The organism is Sphaerisporangium melleum (assembly GCF_014646695.1).
Taxonomy (GTDB): Bacteria; Actinomycetota; Actinomycetes; order Streptosporangiales; family Streptosporangiaceae; genus Sphaerisporangium; species Sphaerisporangium melleum.
This window is the reverse complement of record NZ_BMNT01000037.1, coordinates 24816-42274: the sequence shown is the minus strand read 5'-3', so window position 1 is coordinate 42274 and position 17459 is coordinate 24816. Positions and strand designations below refer to the sequence as shown.

Sequence of the window (17459 nt, the reverse complement as noted above, 5' to 3'; positions counted from 1 at the left end):
CGTCGTGGTACCTGCCGACCAGGCCGGCCACCGCCTCGGACAGCTCACGGGCGAAGGCCGCGCGGTCGGCCGCCGAGACGAAGCGGACCTCGCCGTCGATGGCGAACGTCGCGACCTGCTTGCGCGCCCGGGCCGCCCCGGTGATCAACTGCCCCACGTCGCGCACCAGCCGCGAGGCCACCGCCAGCAGCCAGCGCGCCGAGAGCTGGTCGGGCGCACGGGCCGGATCAGGCTGCACCGGGGCCAGCGCCGCCGGCGAGATCACATACGAGGCCGCGCTGGCCCGCATGATCCGCTCGGTCACGTTGCCCTTACGCCGCTCCTCCACCAGCTCGACCAGCCCGTACCGCTCCAGGGTCTTCAGGTGGTAGTTCACCTTCTGCCGGGGCAGGCCCACCTTGGCCGCCAGCATGGTGGCCGACCCGGGCTCGGCCAGCTCGGCCAGCAGCCGCGCCCGCACAGGATCGAGCGAGACCTCGGCCGCCGCCGGGTCCTCGATCACCGCCACTTCCAACATGCCGCCACACTCCCAGCGACCGTCTTCGCCCGTCAAGGCGAGCCACTCCCCCGGCGCGCCGCCCCCGAACCTCGCGCGCCGCTCCTCCCTTTCCCGGGATCGCCCGCGCCCTTGGGGGCCGCGGCCTCCGCCGGGGTTCGCCCGCGTCACGGCGACCGGCCGGAGCCGGCCGGTCGGCCGACGCCGATCAGAGCACCGCCGGGCCGTACCGCTGCAACAGAGCGCTTTTGTCGGGTTTGCCGCTGGCCGCGACCGGAACGGCCGGCACCGTCGTGACCGTCCGGGGGACGCTCTCCTCTCCGAGGTCGGCGCGCACCAGCTCCCTCAGCGCGTCCGGCTCGGGGCTGCGGCCGGCGGCCGGGACGATGAACGCGTGGACGGCCTCCCCGGTCCGCTCGTCCGGCGCGCCGGCCACGTAGGCCTCGGCCACGCCGGGATGGCCCGCCAGCACCCGCTCGATGGGGCCGGCGTACACGACGGCGGCGTTGACCAGGATGATGTCCCTGGCCCGGCCGACCAGGTACAGCAGGCCGGTCTCGTCGAGGTGGCCGAGGTCGCGGGTGCGCAGCCAGCCGTCCAGCAGCGCCTCCCGGCTCTCCTCCGGCCGCCCCCAGTAGCCCGTCATCTGGTACGGGGTACGGACGAAGATCTCCCCGGTCCGCCCGGTGGCGACCGGACGGCCCTCCTCGTCGCGCACGCTGATCTCCACCAAGGAGTGCGGGCGGCCGACCGAGGCGGGCGCACGGCCGGGGAACCGGGCGATGTCGCCGGGGGTGAGCATGGAGATCAACCCCGACTCGGTGGTCCCGTACCCGTTGTAGACCACCGGGCCCAGCCGCCGCATGGCCTCGGTCAGCCGGTGCGGGCTGAGCGGCGATCCGCCGATCACCAGGGCCCGCAGGCCGCTCAGGCCGGCCGGCCGGTCGCGGAGCAGGTCGAGCATCTGGGCCAGCCGGGGCGCGGCCATGACCGAGCCGGTGATCCGGTGGCGCTCGATCGCGTGCGGGAACAGCGGGCCGGCGCCCTCCTCGGGGATCACCGCGGTGCCGCCACCGAGCAGGCACAGCAGCAGATAGTCCAGGATCACCGTGCTGGACAGGGTGCCGAACAGCAGGAAGCGCTCGAAGGACTCGGCGAAGGCGGTCGCGAGCGGGGACCAGAGGCCGGGCTGCCAGGACCAGTGCGTCCCGAGCCCTCGGTAGGTGAGCGCGCAGCCCTTGGGCTCGCCGGTGCTGCCGCTGGTGAAGGTCAGCAGGGCCACGTCGTCCGGGCGGGCGGTGACGGCGGGGAAGCCGTCGCCGCCGGGATGGGCCAGCAGATCGAGCGCGCCGGCGACGGGTCCCAGTGACAGCACCGTGGCAGGCCCGGCGGCGCTGAGCAGTTCCGGCCGCATCGTCGTCTCGTCGACGACCACCGCGTCGATGTCCAGGCCGAGCACATGGGCGAGCAGGCGAGGAGAGTAGCCGGGGCGCACGCACAGCACACGGCAGCCCAGCGCGTGCGCGGCCATGTGCACCGCGAACGCCTCCGGCGAGACGCCGGTGCGCAGGGCGACTCCCCGGCCGGGCCCAAGACCCGCGTCCTGCAGCGCGGCGGCCAGACGCCGGATGAGGTCCAGCAGCTCACCCCGTGAGATGAGCCGGTCCCCGTGTTCGAAGGCCGGGCTGCCGGGCGAGCCCCGCAGCGCCTCGAGCAGGGGGTACGGGAACGGCGGCTCGGCACCGTCGTGCATGTCCGGCTCCTCGTGGTCAGGTCGCCGGACCGCCTTGACGACACGGTCGGCGGAGGTGTCGGTAGATGACCGGCTTGTCGCTCCGCAATGGTAGGCAGTGCACCGCCGAAACAGGGCAAGAACGGCCCACCCGCTTGCGCGCGTCATCGGCGCGGTACCACGACCCCTCCGAAGCGGCACCCACGCCGGTCAGGGCGACGCCGGTGACGCGGATGCGCTCGCCGAGCGGCTCCCCGGCGTGCCGGCGCCCGGCGGCCTGGTCCGGCGGATCGCTCCGGCGTGAGCCGGTGCCGGGCTCACGATCAGCCGGCCGGGCGCTCCTCGATGGCCTCGACCCGGCTGGGATAGAACGCCAGGTGCCCTTCGATCTCGGCGACCGCCGGATAAGGGCTCTCGTAGGACCACGCCGCCTCGGCCTCGCGCGGCCCGCCATCGAGGAGGCGGTAGTAGGAGGCGTCGCCCTTGTAGGGACAGTAGGTCGCGTGGCCGGTGCGTTCGAGCCGGGTCATCTCGACGTCCGCGCGCGGGATGTACAGCACCGGCGGATAGTCGGCCTCGCGCAGCGTCAGGGCGGCACGGCTGTCGGCGAGCACCCGGCCCCCGGCCATGACCACCACGCGGGCGGGGTTGCGTTCGATCGTGATCGGATGGTCGCGCCCCGGCGTCGCCACGGGCCTGATCATGGTCATCCCTCCCTCGGTCCGCCGGAGCCCGCCCGGGAGCGGCGCGGCACACGGCTTGCGCTCTCCTGGCCGGGCAGGCGCCTCCGGCGTCCCACCAGACTAATCCGCGCAGGGCGCATACCGGACGCGGACGCGGCGCCGGCGTCCGGCGGGGAAGGCGTCGCGACCTGACGGCTCCGCCGGCGACGGCCCGGCACCGGAACGTCGACGCGCGCGGGAGGAGGCGCCGGAGAAGTTCACGGCCGGCCGATGATTCTTTCATGTAAACCCGTCAGGAATTATCGGGTATGGTGGTCGGACGGCCGGTCGACAGGGGTGCCCAAGGGTACGGGACACCCCCTATGACCAGCGCGATTCTTCGTCAGCACCCCCTTCCGCCGTTTATTGTTTCGGACGTGCCGATGAACAAAAACGACCCGACAAGCTCCCTGCCGGTCCTCCGGCCCGATCTCTCCGCCCTCGTCATCGCTCCCCCCGGCGACGAACCCGGCAACTGGGTGGGCGCGCCGAGCTCCGTCTACAGCGACGGGGTGTACCACCTCGCCTATCGCCTGCGCCGCCCGATCGGTGAGGGGCGCGGCTACGCCGTCGCGGTGGCCCGCTCATCGGACGGCGAGCGGTTCGAGACGGTCTACACGCTGACCCGTGAGGAGGCCGACACCGAGTCGCTGGAGCGGCCCGCCCTCGTACGCACCCCCGAGGGCCGGTGGCGGCTCTACATCAGCTGCGCCACCTATGGCACCAAGCACTGGCGGGTGGAGGTCATGGAGGCCGCCGACCCGGCCGGGTTCGACCCCGCGCAACGCAAGATCGTGCTGCCCGGCGACCCCAAGACCGGCGTCAAGGACCCCGTGGTCGTCCACCGGAACGGCATGTGGCATCTGTGGGCCTCCTGCCACCCGCTCGCCGAGCCGGGTGAGGAGGACCAGATGGTCACCGACTACGCCACCAGCGCCGACGGGCTGGAGTGGACCTGGGAGGGCACCGCGCTCACCGGCCGCCCCGGCTGCTGGGACTCGCGCGGCGCCAGGGTCACTTCGGTCGTGCACATGGGCGACACGATCTTGGCCACCTATGACGGACGGGCGAGCGCCGCGGAGAACTACGAGGAGCGCACCGGCCTGGCGGTCGGCTCCGAGTACGCGACGCTCACTCCGGCCGGCACCGAGCCGATCGCCGAATCGCCGTACGGCGGGCTGCGCTACCTGGACATCCTCGAGCTTCCGGGCGGCCGGCGGCGCCTCTACTACGAGATCACCCGCGAGGACGGCGCGCACGAGCTGCGCACCGAGCTGCACTGACGGCCGCCCGGCACCCACCCGGCGCGCCGGGTAAGCGGGACCCGCTCACCCGGGCGGCGGGCATGACGAGGACGCGCCCGCACGCCCGGTCGTGTCGCGGGGAGGGCGGGAGCCGGTCAGTGGACGCGCGGACGGCCGTTGCGCGCCTGACGCTGGCCGGGCGGCCGGTCGCCCATCAGGCCGCCCGAGCGGTCCCTCGGGCGCAGCCAGTCACCGAAGTGCTCTCCGGTCACCTGTTCCAGCAGCGCGATGTCGTCACGGAAGCGGGGGATCAGCGCCTGGCGCTGCTCCCAGCCGAGCGGGCGGCGCGGCCGGCCGTTGTCCTGCATCACCTTCTCCAGCGGCTCGACGATCCGGGACGCCACCGTCCCGGGCAGACGGCGCCCCGCCGTCACCCCCAGTCGCACGAGCCGCGACAGCGCCCGGTGGCGCAGCGTCGGCTCGGGGTGGGCGGTGACGTTCTCCCGCGGGACCTCGCCGATCATTCCTTCCCGCACGCCGAGGAACGCGCAGATCCGGTCGAGCGTCTCGGCCGGGGCGTCGACCAGGTCGCGATAGCGGAACAGCAGGACGTTCTCCCGCGGGAAGAGCGTGAACAGGTGCTCGAGCTGCTCGCCGTACCTGCCGAGTGACACGTAGTGCCAGAACGCCGACCAGCCGGCGGCGATGCGGCGATCCTCCTCGGCGCATGCGCGCACCACGTCCCCGATCGGCTCCAGGCCGGCCGACCACAGGTGGGTCCAGTTGGAGTGGGCCCGTTCGACCGGGTCGCGCAGCACCACGATGAGCCGGGCTCCGGGGATCATGGCGCGGATGCGGCGCTGCGCCTGCCGGTCGTACAGGTAGAACGGGGTGGACTCCCCCTTGAGCGCTCCCGCCGGAGCCGCCGCGAACAGCGCTTCGTAGTCCGCCCGGCGCCAGACGTGCTCCTTGAAGGTCTGCGCGTCACCCGGGCCGCCGCGATCCGGGGGCGGCCCGTCGGTGAGGAAGAACTTCGGTTCCTTGACGGCGGACATGAAAATCTGGGGATGTCGGGCGAGCGCCGCGTGCAGCGCCGTGGTGCCCGCTTTGGGCGCTCCGATCACCAGGAAATCCGGTAGGGACATCCGATCTCCTCGGTCAGACCACATCACCCCGCATTATACCCACTTAAGCTATAGGTAATAGGGATTTAATGGGTACTTGCGCGATCCCTGCCCGTCGATCTCCACCGGGAACGAAAGGATCTCCCCCGATGAAGCGACCCCCGCGACCGCTCACGAGCCGGCACGCCATGAGCCGCTGAGACGTTCCCCGCCGCGCCGGGCGCGCGAGCGAGCATCTCGCCGCCGCCTCGTTCGGCGAGGCCACCGCCCGGCGCGTCAGGCCGTCGTCGGTTCGCGATGCGAGGCCAGCGCGGCGTGGTGGTCAGCGTCGCCGGGACCATGGGGATCGGCGTGGACGGTGGCCGCCCGCAACCGGGCGACCTGGTGGATCAGCCGGTGCTCCGCCTCGACGGCCACCGCGTGCGCCTCGACCAGGGACAGGTGGTGATCGACCTTGATGTCCACCTCGGCGCGCAGAGCGTGGCCGATCCACCGCATCCGCACCGCGCCCACCCCGCGCACTCCCGGTGTACCGGCCAGCACGCGCTCGGCCTGGTCGAGCAGGGCCGGGTCGACGGCGTCCATCAACCGGTGGTAGATCTCCCGGGCCGCGCCGCGCAGCACCATCACGATCGCCAGGGTGATCACCAGGCCGACGAGGGGGTCGGCGAGCGGGAACCCGAGCGCGGAGCCACCGGCGCCCAGCAGCACGGCCAGCGAGGTGAAACCGTCGGTGCGGGCGTGCAGGCCGTCGGCGACCAGAGCGGCCGAGCCGATCTCACGCCCGACCCTGATCCGGTAGCGCGCGACCCACTCGTTGCCGAGGAAGCCGATCAGACCGGCGGCGGCCACCCAGCCCAGCGCGCGGACGTCCTGCGGGGCGAGCAGGCGCTGCACGGCCTCATATCCCGCGGCGATCGCCGAGACCGCGATGATCACCACGATCACCAGCCCGGCGAGGTCCTCCGCCTTGCCGTAGCCATAGGTGTACCTGCGGGTGGCCACGCGCCGGCCCAGCCAGAAGGCGATGCCGAGCGGTACGGCGGTCAGCGCGTCGGCGAAGTTGTGCAGGGTGTCGCCCAGCAGGGCGACCGAACCGGAGAAGGCGACGATCACGGCCTGGGCCAGTGCGGTGACCGTCAGCGCCGCGAAGGACAGCCCGAGCACGCGCAGGCCGCGACTGCTGGACTCCAGTGCCGTGTCGGTCTTGTCGGCACTGTCATGACTGTGCGGTGTGACCAGGTGGGAGAGCCACGCCGCCACCCGGCCCAGGCCGCTCCGCGCCTCCCCGTGCCCCCCGTCATGCCCATGCCCATGCCCATGCCCATGCCCATGGCCGTGCCCGTGCTCTTGTCCGTGTTCGGGGCTTGGTTCGTGGCCATCCCCGTGCCGGTGTCCTGGGCCGTGGTCGTGCTCACGCTCATCGGCCCGGCCGTCCGCGCGGCCCGTGTCCGTCGCCGGGTCGCGGCCGTCGCTCTCGTCCTGGTCGCCGCCGTAAGGCCCGGCCTCGGGCGGGGCCGCCGTCCGCTCCGGCGTCCCCTCTCGGTCCAGGTCCGGTTCGCGTTCAGCGGCCGGCCACGGGTGTGGACGCCCGTGGCCGTGCCCTGGATGATCTCCGGGAGATGACGATCGGGGCCGTTGCTGGTCGGACATGGCTGCCTCGCTTGCGCACGGGGGGTCTCGCGAGGAGTATATGTAGTCATGTACGCACGCGACAACGTATCAGGTGCGCATCCCTTGCAGCAGAACCCCACGTCCGCTCAGGTCGAGACGGCGGTGGAGGCGTTCCGCATGCTCAGCGACGGGACACGCCTTCGCCTGATGTGGCTGCTGGTCTCCGGCGAGTACGACGTCTCCTCGCTGGCGGAGACCATCGGAGTGGCGCGCCCTTCGGTCTCCCAGCACCTGGCCAAGCTGCGCCTGGCCGGGCTGGTCGACAGCCGCCGGGACGGCCGCCGTGTCCTGTACCGGGCGCGCGACGCCCATGTGCGTCGGCTGATCTCCGAGGCGCTGTTCCACGCCGACCACGAGGTGTCCGGCATCCCGCGCCACGAGAGCTGAACCACACCGCGCCCGCCCCATGGGAGCCGGCCGGGGGCATCCCGCGATCGCTCCCGCAGTCCGGTGGCGGGCGGGGCGGACACCCCGCCCGCCCCGGCCGGCTCACGTCCAGGTGTAGTCGATCTCGCGTCCGATCTCGGCGTACCCCGCCCGCTGGAAGGCACGGGCCATCGGCACGTTGCCCACGTCGGTGGACGCGCGGACCCGGGGGACGCCCTCGGCGGCCAGGATGCGGGTGCCCTCGGCGAGGATCTCGTCCACGTGGCCGTTCCCGCGGCGGCCCGGCACGACGCCGATGTAGGCGATGATCGGGTTGTAGGAGTTGTGCGCGGGAATGACGAAGCCCACGGGATCGCCGCCCGGCAGCGTGGCGACCCGCCACCAGTCGCGCGGGCTCTGGTAGCCCGCCAGCTCCTCCTCGTACTGCCGCACCGCCGCCTCGCGGGCGGACATGCGGGTGAGCTCCTCCCGGCCGTGCGCGTCGAGCGTGCCCCGCAGGACCTCGGTCATCAGGTCCACCAGTTCGTCGCGGCCCGCGACCGGGCGGAACACCAGGCGGCCGGTCGGAGCCGGGATGTCCGTGCCGGGCCGCCACTCCAGGCGCAGCCGCTCGACGAACAGCCGGGCGCCGGTCCGTTCGAGCGCCGTGACCCGGGTCTCGACCACGCTGCGCGCCGCCGGGTCCTGGCGCCACCGCGGCGGCAGGTAACGGAGGTACTCCGGCGGCCGGGCGCCGTCCCGCAGCACCTGCGCCATGGCGGTCCGCAGCAGGCGGACCCCGTCCTCGACGGCATCTGATCCGCCGGTCGCCTCGGCCAGGTCGAAGACGTCGAGCAGGAACGGCGCGGCGTCTCCCGGCCTGCTCCACCAGGCGAGCCTGGCGACGAGCCGGTCACCGCGCAGCGCGACCCACATCCAGCCGGGATGCCGCCGGCCGGAGGCGAGGTCATCGGCCAGCTCGTCGTCGAGCATGTAGGACAGCCGGGTGAACAGGCCCAGCTCTTCGGGCCCGGTGATCGGGCGGATGGTCAGTTCTCGTTGTGGTGCGAAGGTCAAGGCACTCTCCTGCGAAGGGCGCGCCCGCCTCGCTCCGGTGGTCAGCGCGGGCGCGCGACCTCGGAGGACACGAACGCGGTGATCGGGGTGAACATCGCTCTTGCCTCCTCTCGTGTCGGGCCCGCCGCTCTCCGGCCGGGCGTAGGGCCACAAGATCTACCACGGCGGCCCACCCGCCCCGCAACCGCTTTTCCGCCCCCGCGCCCATCCGCCTCCGCCGGGTTCGGACGCCCGGGTGATCGCCGCGAGGCGCGGTGCGGCGGCTGCTCGGGGGTGGTGGAAGGATGAGCGGGTGCCGCCTTCCATCGACCGCAGCGGCGCCGGAGACCCGGTGCGCACCCTCGAACTGCTCTGGAGGCATCCAGGAGCCCCGTCCTCCCACCGTGGGCCCCGCCACAGCCTCACGGTCGACGAGGTGGTGGACGCGGCCATCGCCATCGCCGACGCCGAGGGCCTGGCCGCGGTGACCATGCGCCGGGTCGCGCAGCGGCTCGGGGTGGGCGCCATGTCCCTGTACACCTACGTCCCCGGCAAGGCCGAGCTGCTCGACCTGATGCTCGACACCGTGTTCGGCCGGATGCCGCGCCCCGGCCTGTCCGGCCTGCCGTGGCGGGAGCGCCTGGCGGCCATCGCCCGCGCCAACCGCGACCTGTACGAGCGCCACCCCTGGGTATCCGCCGTCTCGACCACCCGGCCCCCGCTCGGGCCGGGCCTGCTGGCCAAGTACGAGTACGAGCTGCGGGCCTTCGAGGGCCTCGGCCTGGACGACGTCGAGATGGACGACGCGCTCAGCTACCTGCTGGGCTTCGTCCACGCCTCCGCCCGCGCGGCGGCCGACGCGCGGGCCTTCGAGCATGAGGGCGCGCTGACCGACCAGCAGTGGTGGGAGGCGAGCGCCCCCATGCTCGCCCAGGTCTTCGACGCCGAGAAGTACCCCACCGCGGCCCGGGTGGGCGCGGCGGCGGGCGAGGCGCACAACGCGGCCTACGCCCCCGGCCACGCCTACGAGTTCGGGCTGCGGCGTGTCCTGGACGGCCTCGGTGTGCTCATCGAGCAGCGCCGCGCCCCGGTCCCGCCCGCCGGGCCCTGACCTTCGCCCCTCCGCCTCCGCACCCCGGCGGGGTGATCAGCGGTCCAGGGTGCGGTAGCGGTGGACCGACAGCGGGAAGAACACCGCCAGCAGCACCAGCGGCCAGGCCAGTGCCAGCAGCGAGGCGTGCTGCGCGGCCCACGATCCCCCGCCCCACCCGGGGTTGCCGAACAGCTCCCGGGTGGCGGCCACCGTCGCCGACATCGGGTTCCATTCGGCGATCGCGCCGAGCCATCCCGGCATCGTGGCGGGCGACGCGAAGGTGTTGGACAGGAAGCCGAGCGGCCACACCAGGATCTGCATCGCCATCACCGCTTCGGGGTTGCGTACCACCAGCCCGAGGTAGACGCCGGCCCACAGCAGGGCGAAGCGCAGCAGCAACAGCAGGCCGACGGCCGCGAGGGCCCGGCCCGGGCCCTCGTGCCAGCGCCAGCCGACCGCCGCCCCGACGGCGATCATGACGGCCAGGCCGACCACGGAGTTCAGCATGTCCGCCGCGCAGCGCCCGGTCACCACGGCCGAGGAGGACATCGGCAGTGAGCGGAACCGGTCGGTCACTCCCCTGGCGGCGTCGGTGCTGATCGCGGTGAAGGTCGCCTCGAGGCCGAACACCATGGTCAGGGCGAACATGCCGGGCATCAGGAACTCGCGGTAGTCCCCGCCGCCGGGGATGGTCATGCCGCCGCCGAACAGGTAGGCGAACATGAGGACCACCATGACCGGGAACAGCAGCTCGACCGCGACCATGGCCGGCCGGCGGGCGCGGTGCGACAGGTCCCGGCGGGTGATGACCCAGCCGTCGGCCAGCGCCCAGCGCAGCCGGTCGGCGAGGGTGCGGGCGGGCGCGGGCACCGCAGGGGCGTCGGTCATGATCGTCATCGGTTCTCCTTGAACGTGGCCGGCCTCATGCGGCGGTCCCCTCGGCGGCGGAGGGCTCCGCCGGCCCCATCGGGCCGCTGGAGCCCGCGGACTCGGCGGTGTGTCCGGTGAGGTGCAGGAACACCTCGTCCAGGGTGGGGCGGCGCAGGGCGATGTCCTCGATCGGCAGGCCGGCCTCCTGGAGCGCCGAGGCCACGGCGGTGAGCGCGGCCACCCGGTCGCGGACCGGGACGCTCACCCGCCTGCGGTCGTCGTCGCGGTCCGGCCGCGCGCCGGCCACCCGTTCCGCGACGGCCGCCGCGGTGGCGACGTCGCCGGCGTCCCGTACGACCACCTCGATGCGGTCGCCGCCGATGAGCGACTTCAGCTCCTCGGGTGTGCCCTCGGCGATGACCCGGCCGGCCTCCATGACGTGGATCCGGCCGGCCAGCCGGTCGGCCTCCTCCAGGTACTGCGTGGTGAGCAGCACGGTGGTGCCGGCGGCCACCAGCGAGGCCACCGCCTGCCAGACCTCGCCCCGCCCGCGCGGGTCCAGTCCGGTGGTGGGCTCGTCGAGGAACAGCACGGGCGGGGCGAGGATGAGGCTCGCCGCCAGGTCGAGCCTGCGGCGCATGCCGCCCGAGTAGCCGCTGACCGGCTTGTCGCCGGTGCCGGCGAGATCGAACCGTTCGAGCAGTTCGTCCGCCCGGCGGCGCGCCGCCGCCGCGCCGAGGTGGTAGAGGCGGCCGAACATCACGAGGTTCTGCCTGCCGCTCAGCACCTCGTCGAGCGCGGCGTGCTGCCCGACCAGGCCGATGCGGAAGCGCACCTGCTCCGCCTGGCGCACCACGTCGAACCCCGCCACCCGAGCGTGGCCGGCGTCGGGCCGCAGCAGGGTGGTCAGGATGCGCACCGCCGTCGTCTTGCCAGCGCCGTTCGGCCCGAGCAGCCCGCAGACCGTGCCCTCGGGGACGGCGAGGTCGAACCCCGCCAGCGCCTGGGTGCCGCCGTACCGCTTGCGCAGTCCCTCGGCGAGGATCGCATGTCGCGTCGAACCCACTCCACACCCTCCGTCTACTCCGTACGCTGTACTCCGTACAACGTACCAGTAGGACGGCTCGGTGCGCGCGCCGCGCGTGGCCTTACTTGTCGATGTGGTAGCGGTCGCCGTACACCTTCCAGGTCAGCGGCGGGTTCAGGTCCAGGTTGCCCGCCTTGAGGAAGACCCGCTGCGCGGTGCCGACCCTGCTGGTGTCGCCGTGCGCCTCCTCGATCCTCATGGCGGCCTCGCGCGCGTCGAGAAAGGCGTTGAGGTAGGCCGTCTCGTCGCCGCCCCGCGCCGGAGGCCTCGCCTTCCGCAGGGCACGGCTCCTGATGCCGCCGAAGCTTTCGGCGTCCTCGCCGGGGCCGTGCATGACCATGGCGTCGTAGTAGGCGAACTGCCCGAGGGCGCGCAGGCCGTCCGCCTTGGCCTGCGCGACCGCCGGGTCGAAGTACACCCGGTCGCGCTCGTCGTCCTGGGCCCTTTGGAAGGCCGCGTCCTCGGCGGCCGTCTTCCACGCCTTGACGAAGCCGGCGCCGAGCCCCTTGTGCGAGTCGGTGCCCTCGACCGCGCGCAGCGCCGGCAGGTACCTCGCCATGACGTTGCCGGGCTCGCGCCGGGCGTAGAGTTCGGCCAGTCGCAGCATGTCGCCGGTGCCGGAGCAGAAGCCGATGATGCCGGCGGTGTACCCCCGGCCGTCGTCGATGTCCTCGATGTAGCCATACTGGGCGCGCCAGTCGAGCGAGGAGTTCTCCGCGCTCGACACCAGCCGCATGGCGATCTCCTTCTTGGCGGGGCCGGCGAGGCCGGCCGGGACGGCCGGCCCGCGTTCCCTCTCGGCCGGCGGGTTCGCCGCGGCCGCGCCGCCCCCGCCGGGCGCGCAGGCGGAGAGCAGAGCCGCGGCCAGTGCGGGGATGAGCAGGAGGTACGCCGGGAAGAGCCGTGAAACCGGGGGGCTCGGCACCTGATCTCCTAAAAAGTTAAGAAACTTTACTAACAAAGAGAAGCATCGGCCGCGAAGGCCTGTCAACGGCCGCGAGCGGTGGCGGGGTGCGCCGTTGACCATGCGCGGGGCTACGGGGAATGGAAGAGTGGCCGGTGCGCGGGCCGGAACGCGCAGGGGTTATGGTCAGCCGGTGACGGACTTTCGGCAATGTGGACGATTGGCGGCGTGGCAGGAGGGTGCCGGTGGATCGCGAGGGGCATGCGCCCGCGCAGTGGCCGATCACCGATGATCTCAGCATGTTGCGGGGACAGGTGAACGACTACGCGGCACGCGCCGGCCTGGCCGGGGTGCGCCTGCAGGACCTCGTGCTGGCGGTGAACGAGGCCGCCGCCAACGTCCTCGACCACGCCCACGGCGAGGGACACGTCGAGGCGTGGCACGACGACGGCTCGGTCACCGTGGAGGTGCACGACCGCCTCGGGCGGCTGGTGCCGGCCCACGCCGACGCCGGCAACCCGGGGGTGACCACATTGCGCGGCCGGGGACTGTGGCTGATGCGGCAGCTCTGCGACGAGGTGCGGATCACCCGGAACGCCGACGGGTCGGCCGTGCTGCTGCGCCAGGCCATCGAACCGGCCGGGGCGGGCCGGCCGCTCGGCCCGGCCACCTGAGGTGCCGGCGCCCGCCCCCGGCCGCACGGCCTCCGGACCACCAACGCCCCGGACCCCCGCCATCGCCCCCGGCACCGCTCGTGATCCCGCCTCCCCGGTGATCGGCACCACCTTGCCGATCACGTACGACCCGATCGGTGGGCAGGCGTGCCTGCTTGGCATATCGTCCTCGATGTGGAGCATCCGCTGTTGGAACGCGCGCCGGTCCCGGTGACCACTCCCTGCTGTCCTCCCCCGTCCGCCTGTCGTCCCTCATCGCTCGCCCATGAGTAGGTCCCCCATGAACTTCACCGTACGGGTCGACGGCGGGTCCGCCGACGGCCTCCTCCCCTTCCCGGTGCGCACCCTGGTCCTGACGGGGGAACTGGACCATGGCAGCGCGCCGCACCTGCGCAAGGCCCTGGAGGCGGCCTACGCCGATCAGTGCCGGCACCTGATCATCGACGTCACCGGCCTGGCGTTCTGCGACTCGACCGGCATCAGCGTGTTCCTGGCCGCCCGGCAGACACTGGCGCAGCGCGACGGCAGCGTCGCGCTGGCCGGGCTGAACGCCCGGGTCCAGCGGACCTTCCGCCTGACCGGGGTGGCCGACGCCTTCGCGACCTACTCCACCGCCGACGAGGCCCGCGCCGCCATCACCCCTTCTTGACCCGCTCCCTTCACCGCGCCCGCGCGCGCCGCAGCCGCGCGGGCCGGTCGATCACGCATATCGGTCTTGACCGGATCATTGACCCTTCCAACGGGAAAAGTTACGTTACGTCGGCAGGGCGGGGGGTCCTGGCTTTTCCGAAGGGAGAACCGTCCTCATGGTCCGACGAACGCTCCTGTCCATCGCGGCGGCCGCGCTGCTGGTCGCCGTCGGCGCACCGCCGGCGGCGCACGCGGCGGACGGCGTGCGCACGCCCGCCACGGCGTCCTACACCGTCAGCCTGACCGCCAACTCCTCGGGCAGCACGTGGACCGGGCACGAGAGTGCCACCTTCACCAACGCCTCGGCCGATCCCCTGCCGGAGGTCTATCTGCGGCTGTGGGACAACTACCACGGCAGTTGCCCCTCCAGCACGCCGATCACCGTCACCGGCGTGACCGGCGGCACCGCCTCGCCGCTGTCGGCCGGCTGCACCGCCATGAAGATCACCCTGCCGGCGCCGCTGGCCCAGGGCCAGAGCGCCACCATCGGGTTCGACCTGAGCATCACGGTGCCGAACGGCACCGACCGGTTCGGCCGCGACGGGTCCTACGCATTCGTCGGCAACGCGCTGCCGGTGCTGGCCGTCCGGGACGGCGCCGGCTGGCACCTCGACCCCTACACCAACAACGGCGAGTCGTTCTACCAGTTGATCAGCGACTACACCGTCACCCTCGACCACCCCTCCACGCTGCTCGTCCCGGCGACCGGCACCTCGGTGGACACCCCGGGAAGCTCCGGGCGCACCGTGACCACCGCCACCGCCAAGAAGGTGCGGGAGTTCGCCTGGGCGGCCGGGCCGTTCACCAAGACCACCGGCACGACCAGCACGGGCGTCACGGTGAACATCTACCGGACCAGCGGGGTGAGCTCCACCAGCGCCTCCTCGCTGATGACCACCGCCCGCAACTCGCTCGTCGCGCACGCCGGCCGCTTCGGCGCCTACCCCTACGGCGAGGTCGACGTGGTGCTCGACAACAACTTCTGGTTCGGCGGGATGGAGTACCCCGGTTTCGTGCTGAACACCACCAGCTCCACCGCCCTCGCCCATGAGCTGGCCCACCAGTGGTGGTACGGCATCGTGGGCGACGACGAGTACACCAGCCCCTGGCTGGACGAGGCGTTCGCCGACTACTCCACCGATCTGTACAACGGCCTGTCCGGTACCAACTGCTGGAACAGCGTCTCGTGGCAGTCGTCCGCCGAGAAGATCAGCAACTCGATGGCGTACTGGGACGCGCACTCCGGCCGGTACGGCACGGTGGTCTACAACTACGGCAAGTGCGCGCTGCACGACCTGCGCCGGGCCATCGGCACCACGGCCATGCAGAACCTGCTGAACGCCTACGCCGCCGCGCACTGGTACGGCATCTCCACCACCGCCGAGTTCAAGGCCGCCGCGCAGGCGGCCACCTCGGTCGATCTGTCGTCCTTCTGGACCACGCACCGCATCGACGGCTGAGGCCGTACACGCCGCTCCCCGGCCGGCCGGACCTGAACAATGGTTCAGGTCCGGCTAGCCTGGTCCGCATGACACGAGTCTCCTGGCAGGCCACCGAGCTGACGGTGGGCGAACTGTCCGACCGCAGCGGGGTGCCCCCGTCGGCCCTGCGGTTCTACGAGCGGCAAGGCCTGATCAACAGCCGGCGCACCGCGGGCAACCAGCGGCGCTACAGCCGTGACACGCTGCGCCGGGTCGCGTTCGTGCGCGCCTCCCAGCGCGTCGGCATCCCGCTCGCGACCATTCGCGAGGTGCTGTCCCTGCTGCCCGAGGAGCGCACCCCGACCCGGCAGGACTGGGCACGCGTGTCGGAGTGCTGGCGCGATGACCTCAACGCCCGCATCAAACAGCTGGAGCACCTGCGCGACCGTCTCACCGACTGCATCGGCTGCGGCTGCCTGTCCATCGACGTGTGCACGCTCGCCAACCCCCAGGACGCCCTGGGCGAGCAGGGGCCGGGCGCCCGGCGGCTGCTCCCTCCGGCGCCGGTGTCCCCGAGCGCGGCCGCCGCGCGTCTCATCGCCGATTCCACCGGCGCGCACGACGGCGCGGCACGGTCCGGGGCCACGGCGGATGGCACGGAGCGTGCCACAGAGTGCGAAGTATGTAACATTTAGTGGCATTTTCCGTGTGCTTTGGCGGCCCGTCACCTCCTCCACGCGATGCTCGATGAGGAGGAGGTGCCCGTGACGCACAACACGACCCGGCCACGCATCGTCGTCGGCGTGAGCCACTCCCCCGCCGCCACCGCCGCCCTGCGCTGGGCCCTCGGCGAGGCCGGACTCCGGGGCGCGGAGATCGAACCGGTGCACGCCTGGCAGTGGTCCGGGCAGCACCGCGCGTCCTACGCCCCGATGGGCACCTGGCGCTCCCACGACGAGGAGTACGCCGCGGCGAGGGAACAGACCCGCCGCGTCGTCGGCCACGTGGCCCCCTGTCTGGAACCCATCGTGACCCACGGCCCGCCCGCCCAGGTGCTGCTGACCCACTGCGAGGGCGCCGAGATGCTGGTGCTCGGCATCCGCAACCCCGAACCCGGCACGCCGGTCGCCGCCACCCCCGTGGTGGTCGCGTGCATCATGAGCGCCCCCTGCCCCGTCGTGGTCGTCTCCCCCCGGTCGATCGCCCTGCGCCCCGTACCCGCCCACGCCGGGGGCCTCACCGCGGCGCCGGCCCGGTGACCTCCCCTGCCCCCTCCCGCGGGACGGCCGGGTCGCCGTACATCGCCGCCAGGCGCGCCACCGTGGCCGCCATCGCCGCGCGCAGCTCGGGCGGCCCCAGCACCTCAAGGCCGTCCCCCATGCGCAGCAACTGCCAGCAGGCGTGCCGGACCGACTCCACCGGCAGGCGCAGCACCCGCCGGCCGTCCTGCCCGGCCGGCTCCGCCTCGGCCAGGGCGGCATCGACCGGCCGGGTGCCCATCGTGTAGCGCAGCAGGTCCTCGGCGCCGGGCGCCAGCCGCACCGTCACCTCGGCGGTGTACATCCGCTCGCGGAAGTCCTCGGAGTACGACCGCCAGAACGCGGCCAGGTCGAAGTCCTCAGGACGGGCGAAGCGGCCGGGCAGCACCTCCAGCGAGCGGATGCGCGAGACGCGGTAGGTGCGCGCCGGCGCCCCCTCGGGCGCCGCGACCAGGTACCAGGAACCGCCCTTGAGCACCAGCCCGTACGGGCGGACCTCGCGTACCACCTCGGCCGGCCCCCACCGGCGGTACAGCATGCGCAGCCGGCGCCCCTCCCACACCGCGTCGGCGACCTCCCCGAGGAACGGCACGTCGTCGGCGTCGCGGTACCAGCCGGGCACGTCCAGCAGGAAGCGCTCGCGCATGCGCGAGGCCTGCGAGCGCGGCTCGGGCGGCAGCGCGGCCAGCAGCTTCAACTCGGCGGCGGCGGCCACCTCGGCCAGGCCCAGCTCGGCCGCCGGGCCCGGCAGCCCGGCCAGGAACAGCGAGGCCGCCTCCTCGGCGGTCAGGCCGTTCAGCCGGGTGCGGTAGCCGTCCAGCAGCCGGTAGCCACCCGCCGGGCCCCGGTCGGCGTACACCGGCACACCCGCCGACGACAGCGCCTCCACGTCGCGGTAGACCGTCCGCACCGACACCTCCAGCTCCCGCGACAGCTCGGCGGCCGTCATATGGCCGCGGGCCTGCAGGAGCAGCAGCAGGGAGATCAACCGGCTCGCGCGCACTCCCCAAGTCTCCACGATCGGCCCGAGCGCGGCGCGCTCGCACC

At 73.1% G+C, this 17459-nt stretch carries 18 protein-coding genes and 1 pseudogene; 9 read left to right on the top strand and 10 right to left on the bottom strand.

Going from position 1 to position 17459, the window contains the following annotated elements:
* From IEY93_RS28435 to IEY93_RS28425, 3 genes are all read right to left on the bottom strand, one after another.
* A partial coding sequence (locus IEY93_RS28435) for an ArsR/SmtB family transcription factor (protein WP_229691552.1) occupies window positions 1–517 on the bottom strand: 517 nt, incomplete at its 3' end.
* Window positions 518–704: 187 nt separating this feature from the next.
* A complete protein-coding gene (locus tag IEY93_RS28430) occupies window positions 705–2249 on the bottom strand; it encodes a class I adenylate-forming enzyme family protein (protein WP_189166208.1) in 1545 nt (514 codons plus the stop codon).
* A gap of 302 nt (window positions 2250–2551) precedes the next feature.
* Window positions 2552–2932: a DUF427 domain-containing protein gene (locus IEY93_RS28425; protein WP_189166207.1), complete on the bottom strand. Its 381-nt coding sequence runs from the start codon at window positions 2930–2932 to the stop codon at window positions 2552–2554.
* 401 nt (window positions 2933–3333) lie between these two features.
* Between IEY93_RS28425 and IEY93_RS28420 the strand changes: the two genes are divergently transcribed.
* Window positions 3334–4233 carry a glycoside hydrolase family protein gene (locus IEY93_RS28420; protein WP_189166262.1) on the top strand — a complete coding sequence of 300 codons (900 nt, stop codon included), beginning with the start codon at window positions 3334–3336 and terminating at the stop codon, window positions 4231–4233.
* Between the two features lie 116 nt (window positions 4234–4349).
* Here the strand turns inward: IEY93_RS28420 and IEY93_RS28415 are convergent, their stop codons facing one another.
* Together IEY93_RS28415 and IEY93_RS28410 are read right to left on the bottom strand one after the other, a co-directional pair.
* Window positions 4350–5339 carry a sulfotransferase family protein gene (locus IEY93_RS28415; RefSeq protein WP_189166206.1) on the bottom strand — a complete coding sequence of 330 codons (990 nt, stop codon included), beginning with the start codon at window positions 5337–5339 and terminating at the stop codon, window positions 4350–4352.
* 255 nt (window positions 5340–5594) lie between these two features.
* The gene (locus tag IEY93_RS28410; protein WP_229691551.1) at window positions 5595–6581 is read right to left on the bottom strand and encodes a cation diffusion facilitator family transporter; all 987 of its coding nucleotides are present in this window, start codon (window positions 6579–6581) and stop codon (window positions 5595–5597) included.
* A gap of 57 nt (window positions 6582–6638) precedes the next feature.
* Here IEY93_RS28410 and IEY93_RS38705 point away from each other — a divergent pair, with 57 nt between their 5' ends.
* Both IEY93_RS38705 and IEY93_RS28405 read left to right on the top strand, forming a co-directional pair.
* Entirely contained in the window at window positions 6639–6944 is a 306-nt protein-coding gene (locus IEY93_RS38705) for a hypothetical protein (protein ID WP_229691550.1), read from the top strand.
* Between the two features lie 75 nt (window positions 6945–7019).
* The gene (locus IEY93_RS28405; RefSeq protein ID WP_189166204.1) at window positions 7020–7379 is read left to right on the top strand and encodes an ArsR/SmtB family transcription factor; all 360 of its coding nucleotides are present in this window, start codon (window positions 7020–7022) and stop codon (window positions 7377–7379) included.
* Window positions 7380–7481: 102 nt separating this feature from the next.
* On the opposite strand, the gene IEY93_RS28400 is transcribed toward IEY93_RS28405, so the two are convergent.
* The gene (locus IEY93_RS28400) at window positions 7482–8435 is read right to left on the bottom strand and encodes a GNAT family N-acetyltransferase (RefSeq protein WP_189166203.1); all 954 of its coding nucleotides are present in this window, start codon (window positions 8433–8435) and stop codon (window positions 7482–7484) included.
* A gap of 292 nt (window positions 8436–8727) precedes the next feature.
* Here IEY93_RS28400 and IEY93_RS28395 point away from each other — a divergent pair, with 292 nt between their 5' ends.
* Window positions 8728–9525 (top strand): TetR/AcrR family transcriptional regulator, encoded by a 798-nt coding sequence (locus tag IEY93_RS28395; RefSeq protein ID WP_189166202.1) that lies wholly within the window; start codon window positions 8728–8730, stop codon window positions 9523–9525.
* Window positions 9526–9561: 36 nt separating this feature from the next.
* On the opposite strand, the gene IEY93_RS28390 is transcribed toward IEY93_RS28395, so the two are convergent.
* From IEY93_RS28390 to IEY93_RS28380, 3 genes are all read right to left on the bottom strand, one after another.
* Window positions 9562–10404, bottom strand: a complete 843-nt coding sequence (locus tag IEY93_RS28390; RefSeq protein ID WP_372444529.1) for an ABC transporter permease — start codon at window positions 10402–10404, stop codon at window positions 9562–9564.
* Between the two features lie 25 nt (window positions 10405–10429).
* Window positions 10430–11443 carry an ATP-binding cassette domain-containing protein gene (locus IEY93_RS28385; protein WP_189166201.1) on the bottom strand — a complete coding sequence of 338 codons (1014 nt, stop codon included), beginning with the start codon at window positions 11441–11443 and terminating at the stop codon, window positions 10430–10432.
* A gap of 82 nt (window positions 11444–11525) precedes the next feature.
* The gene (locus tag IEY93_RS28380) at window positions 11526–12389 is read right to left on the bottom strand and encodes a chitosanase (RefSeq protein WP_275412044.1); all 864 of its coding nucleotides are present in this window, start codon (window positions 12387–12389) and stop codon (window positions 11526–11528) included.
* A 224-nt stretch (window positions 12390–12613) separates the two neighbouring features.
* Here IEY93_RS28380 and IEY93_RS28375 point away from each other — a divergent pair, with 224 nt between their 5' ends.
* From IEY93_RS28375 to IEY93_RS28355, 5 genes and pseudogenes are all read left to right on the top strand, one after another.
* Window positions 12614–13042 carry an ATP-binding protein gene (locus IEY93_RS28375; RefSeq protein ID WP_229691549.1) on the top strand — a complete coding sequence of 143 codons (429 nt, stop codon included), beginning with the start codon at window positions 12614–12616 and terminating at the stop codon, window positions 13040–13042.
* A gap of 265 nt (window positions 13043–13307) precedes the next feature.
* Complete coding sequence (locus IEY93_RS28370; protein ID WP_189166199.1) at window positions 13308–13691, top strand: STAS domain-containing protein; 384 nt, start codon at window positions 13308–13310, stop codon at window positions 13689–13691.
* A 157-nt stretch (window positions 13692–13848) separates the two neighbouring features.
* Window positions 13849–15192, top strand: a complete 1344-nt coding sequence (locus IEY93_RS28365; protein ID WP_189166198.1) for a M1 family metallopeptidase — start codon at window positions 13849–13851, stop codon at window positions 15190–15192.
* A 68-nt stretch (window positions 15193–15260) separates the two neighbouring features.
* Window positions 15261–15707, top strand: a pseudogene (gene soxR, locus IEY93_RS28360) (redox-sensitive transcriptional activator SoxR); the annotation flags it as partial.
* Between the two features lie 210 nt (window positions 15708–15917).
* Complete coding sequence (locus IEY93_RS28355) at window positions 15918–16412, top strand: universal stress protein (protein ID WP_189166196.1); 495 nt, start codon at window positions 15918–15920, stop codon at window positions 16410–16412.
* Here IEY93_RS28355 and IEY93_RS28350 read toward each other — a convergent pair.
* The gene (locus IEY93_RS28350) at window positions 16390–17415 is read right to left on the bottom strand and encodes a helix-turn-helix transcriptional regulator (protein ID WP_189166195.1); all 1026 of its coding nucleotides are present in this window, start codon (window positions 17413–17415) and stop codon (window positions 16390–16392) included. The genes IEY93_RS28355 and IEY93_RS28350 overlap by 23 nt on opposite strands.
* Window positions 17416–17459: the final 44 nt, after the last annotated feature.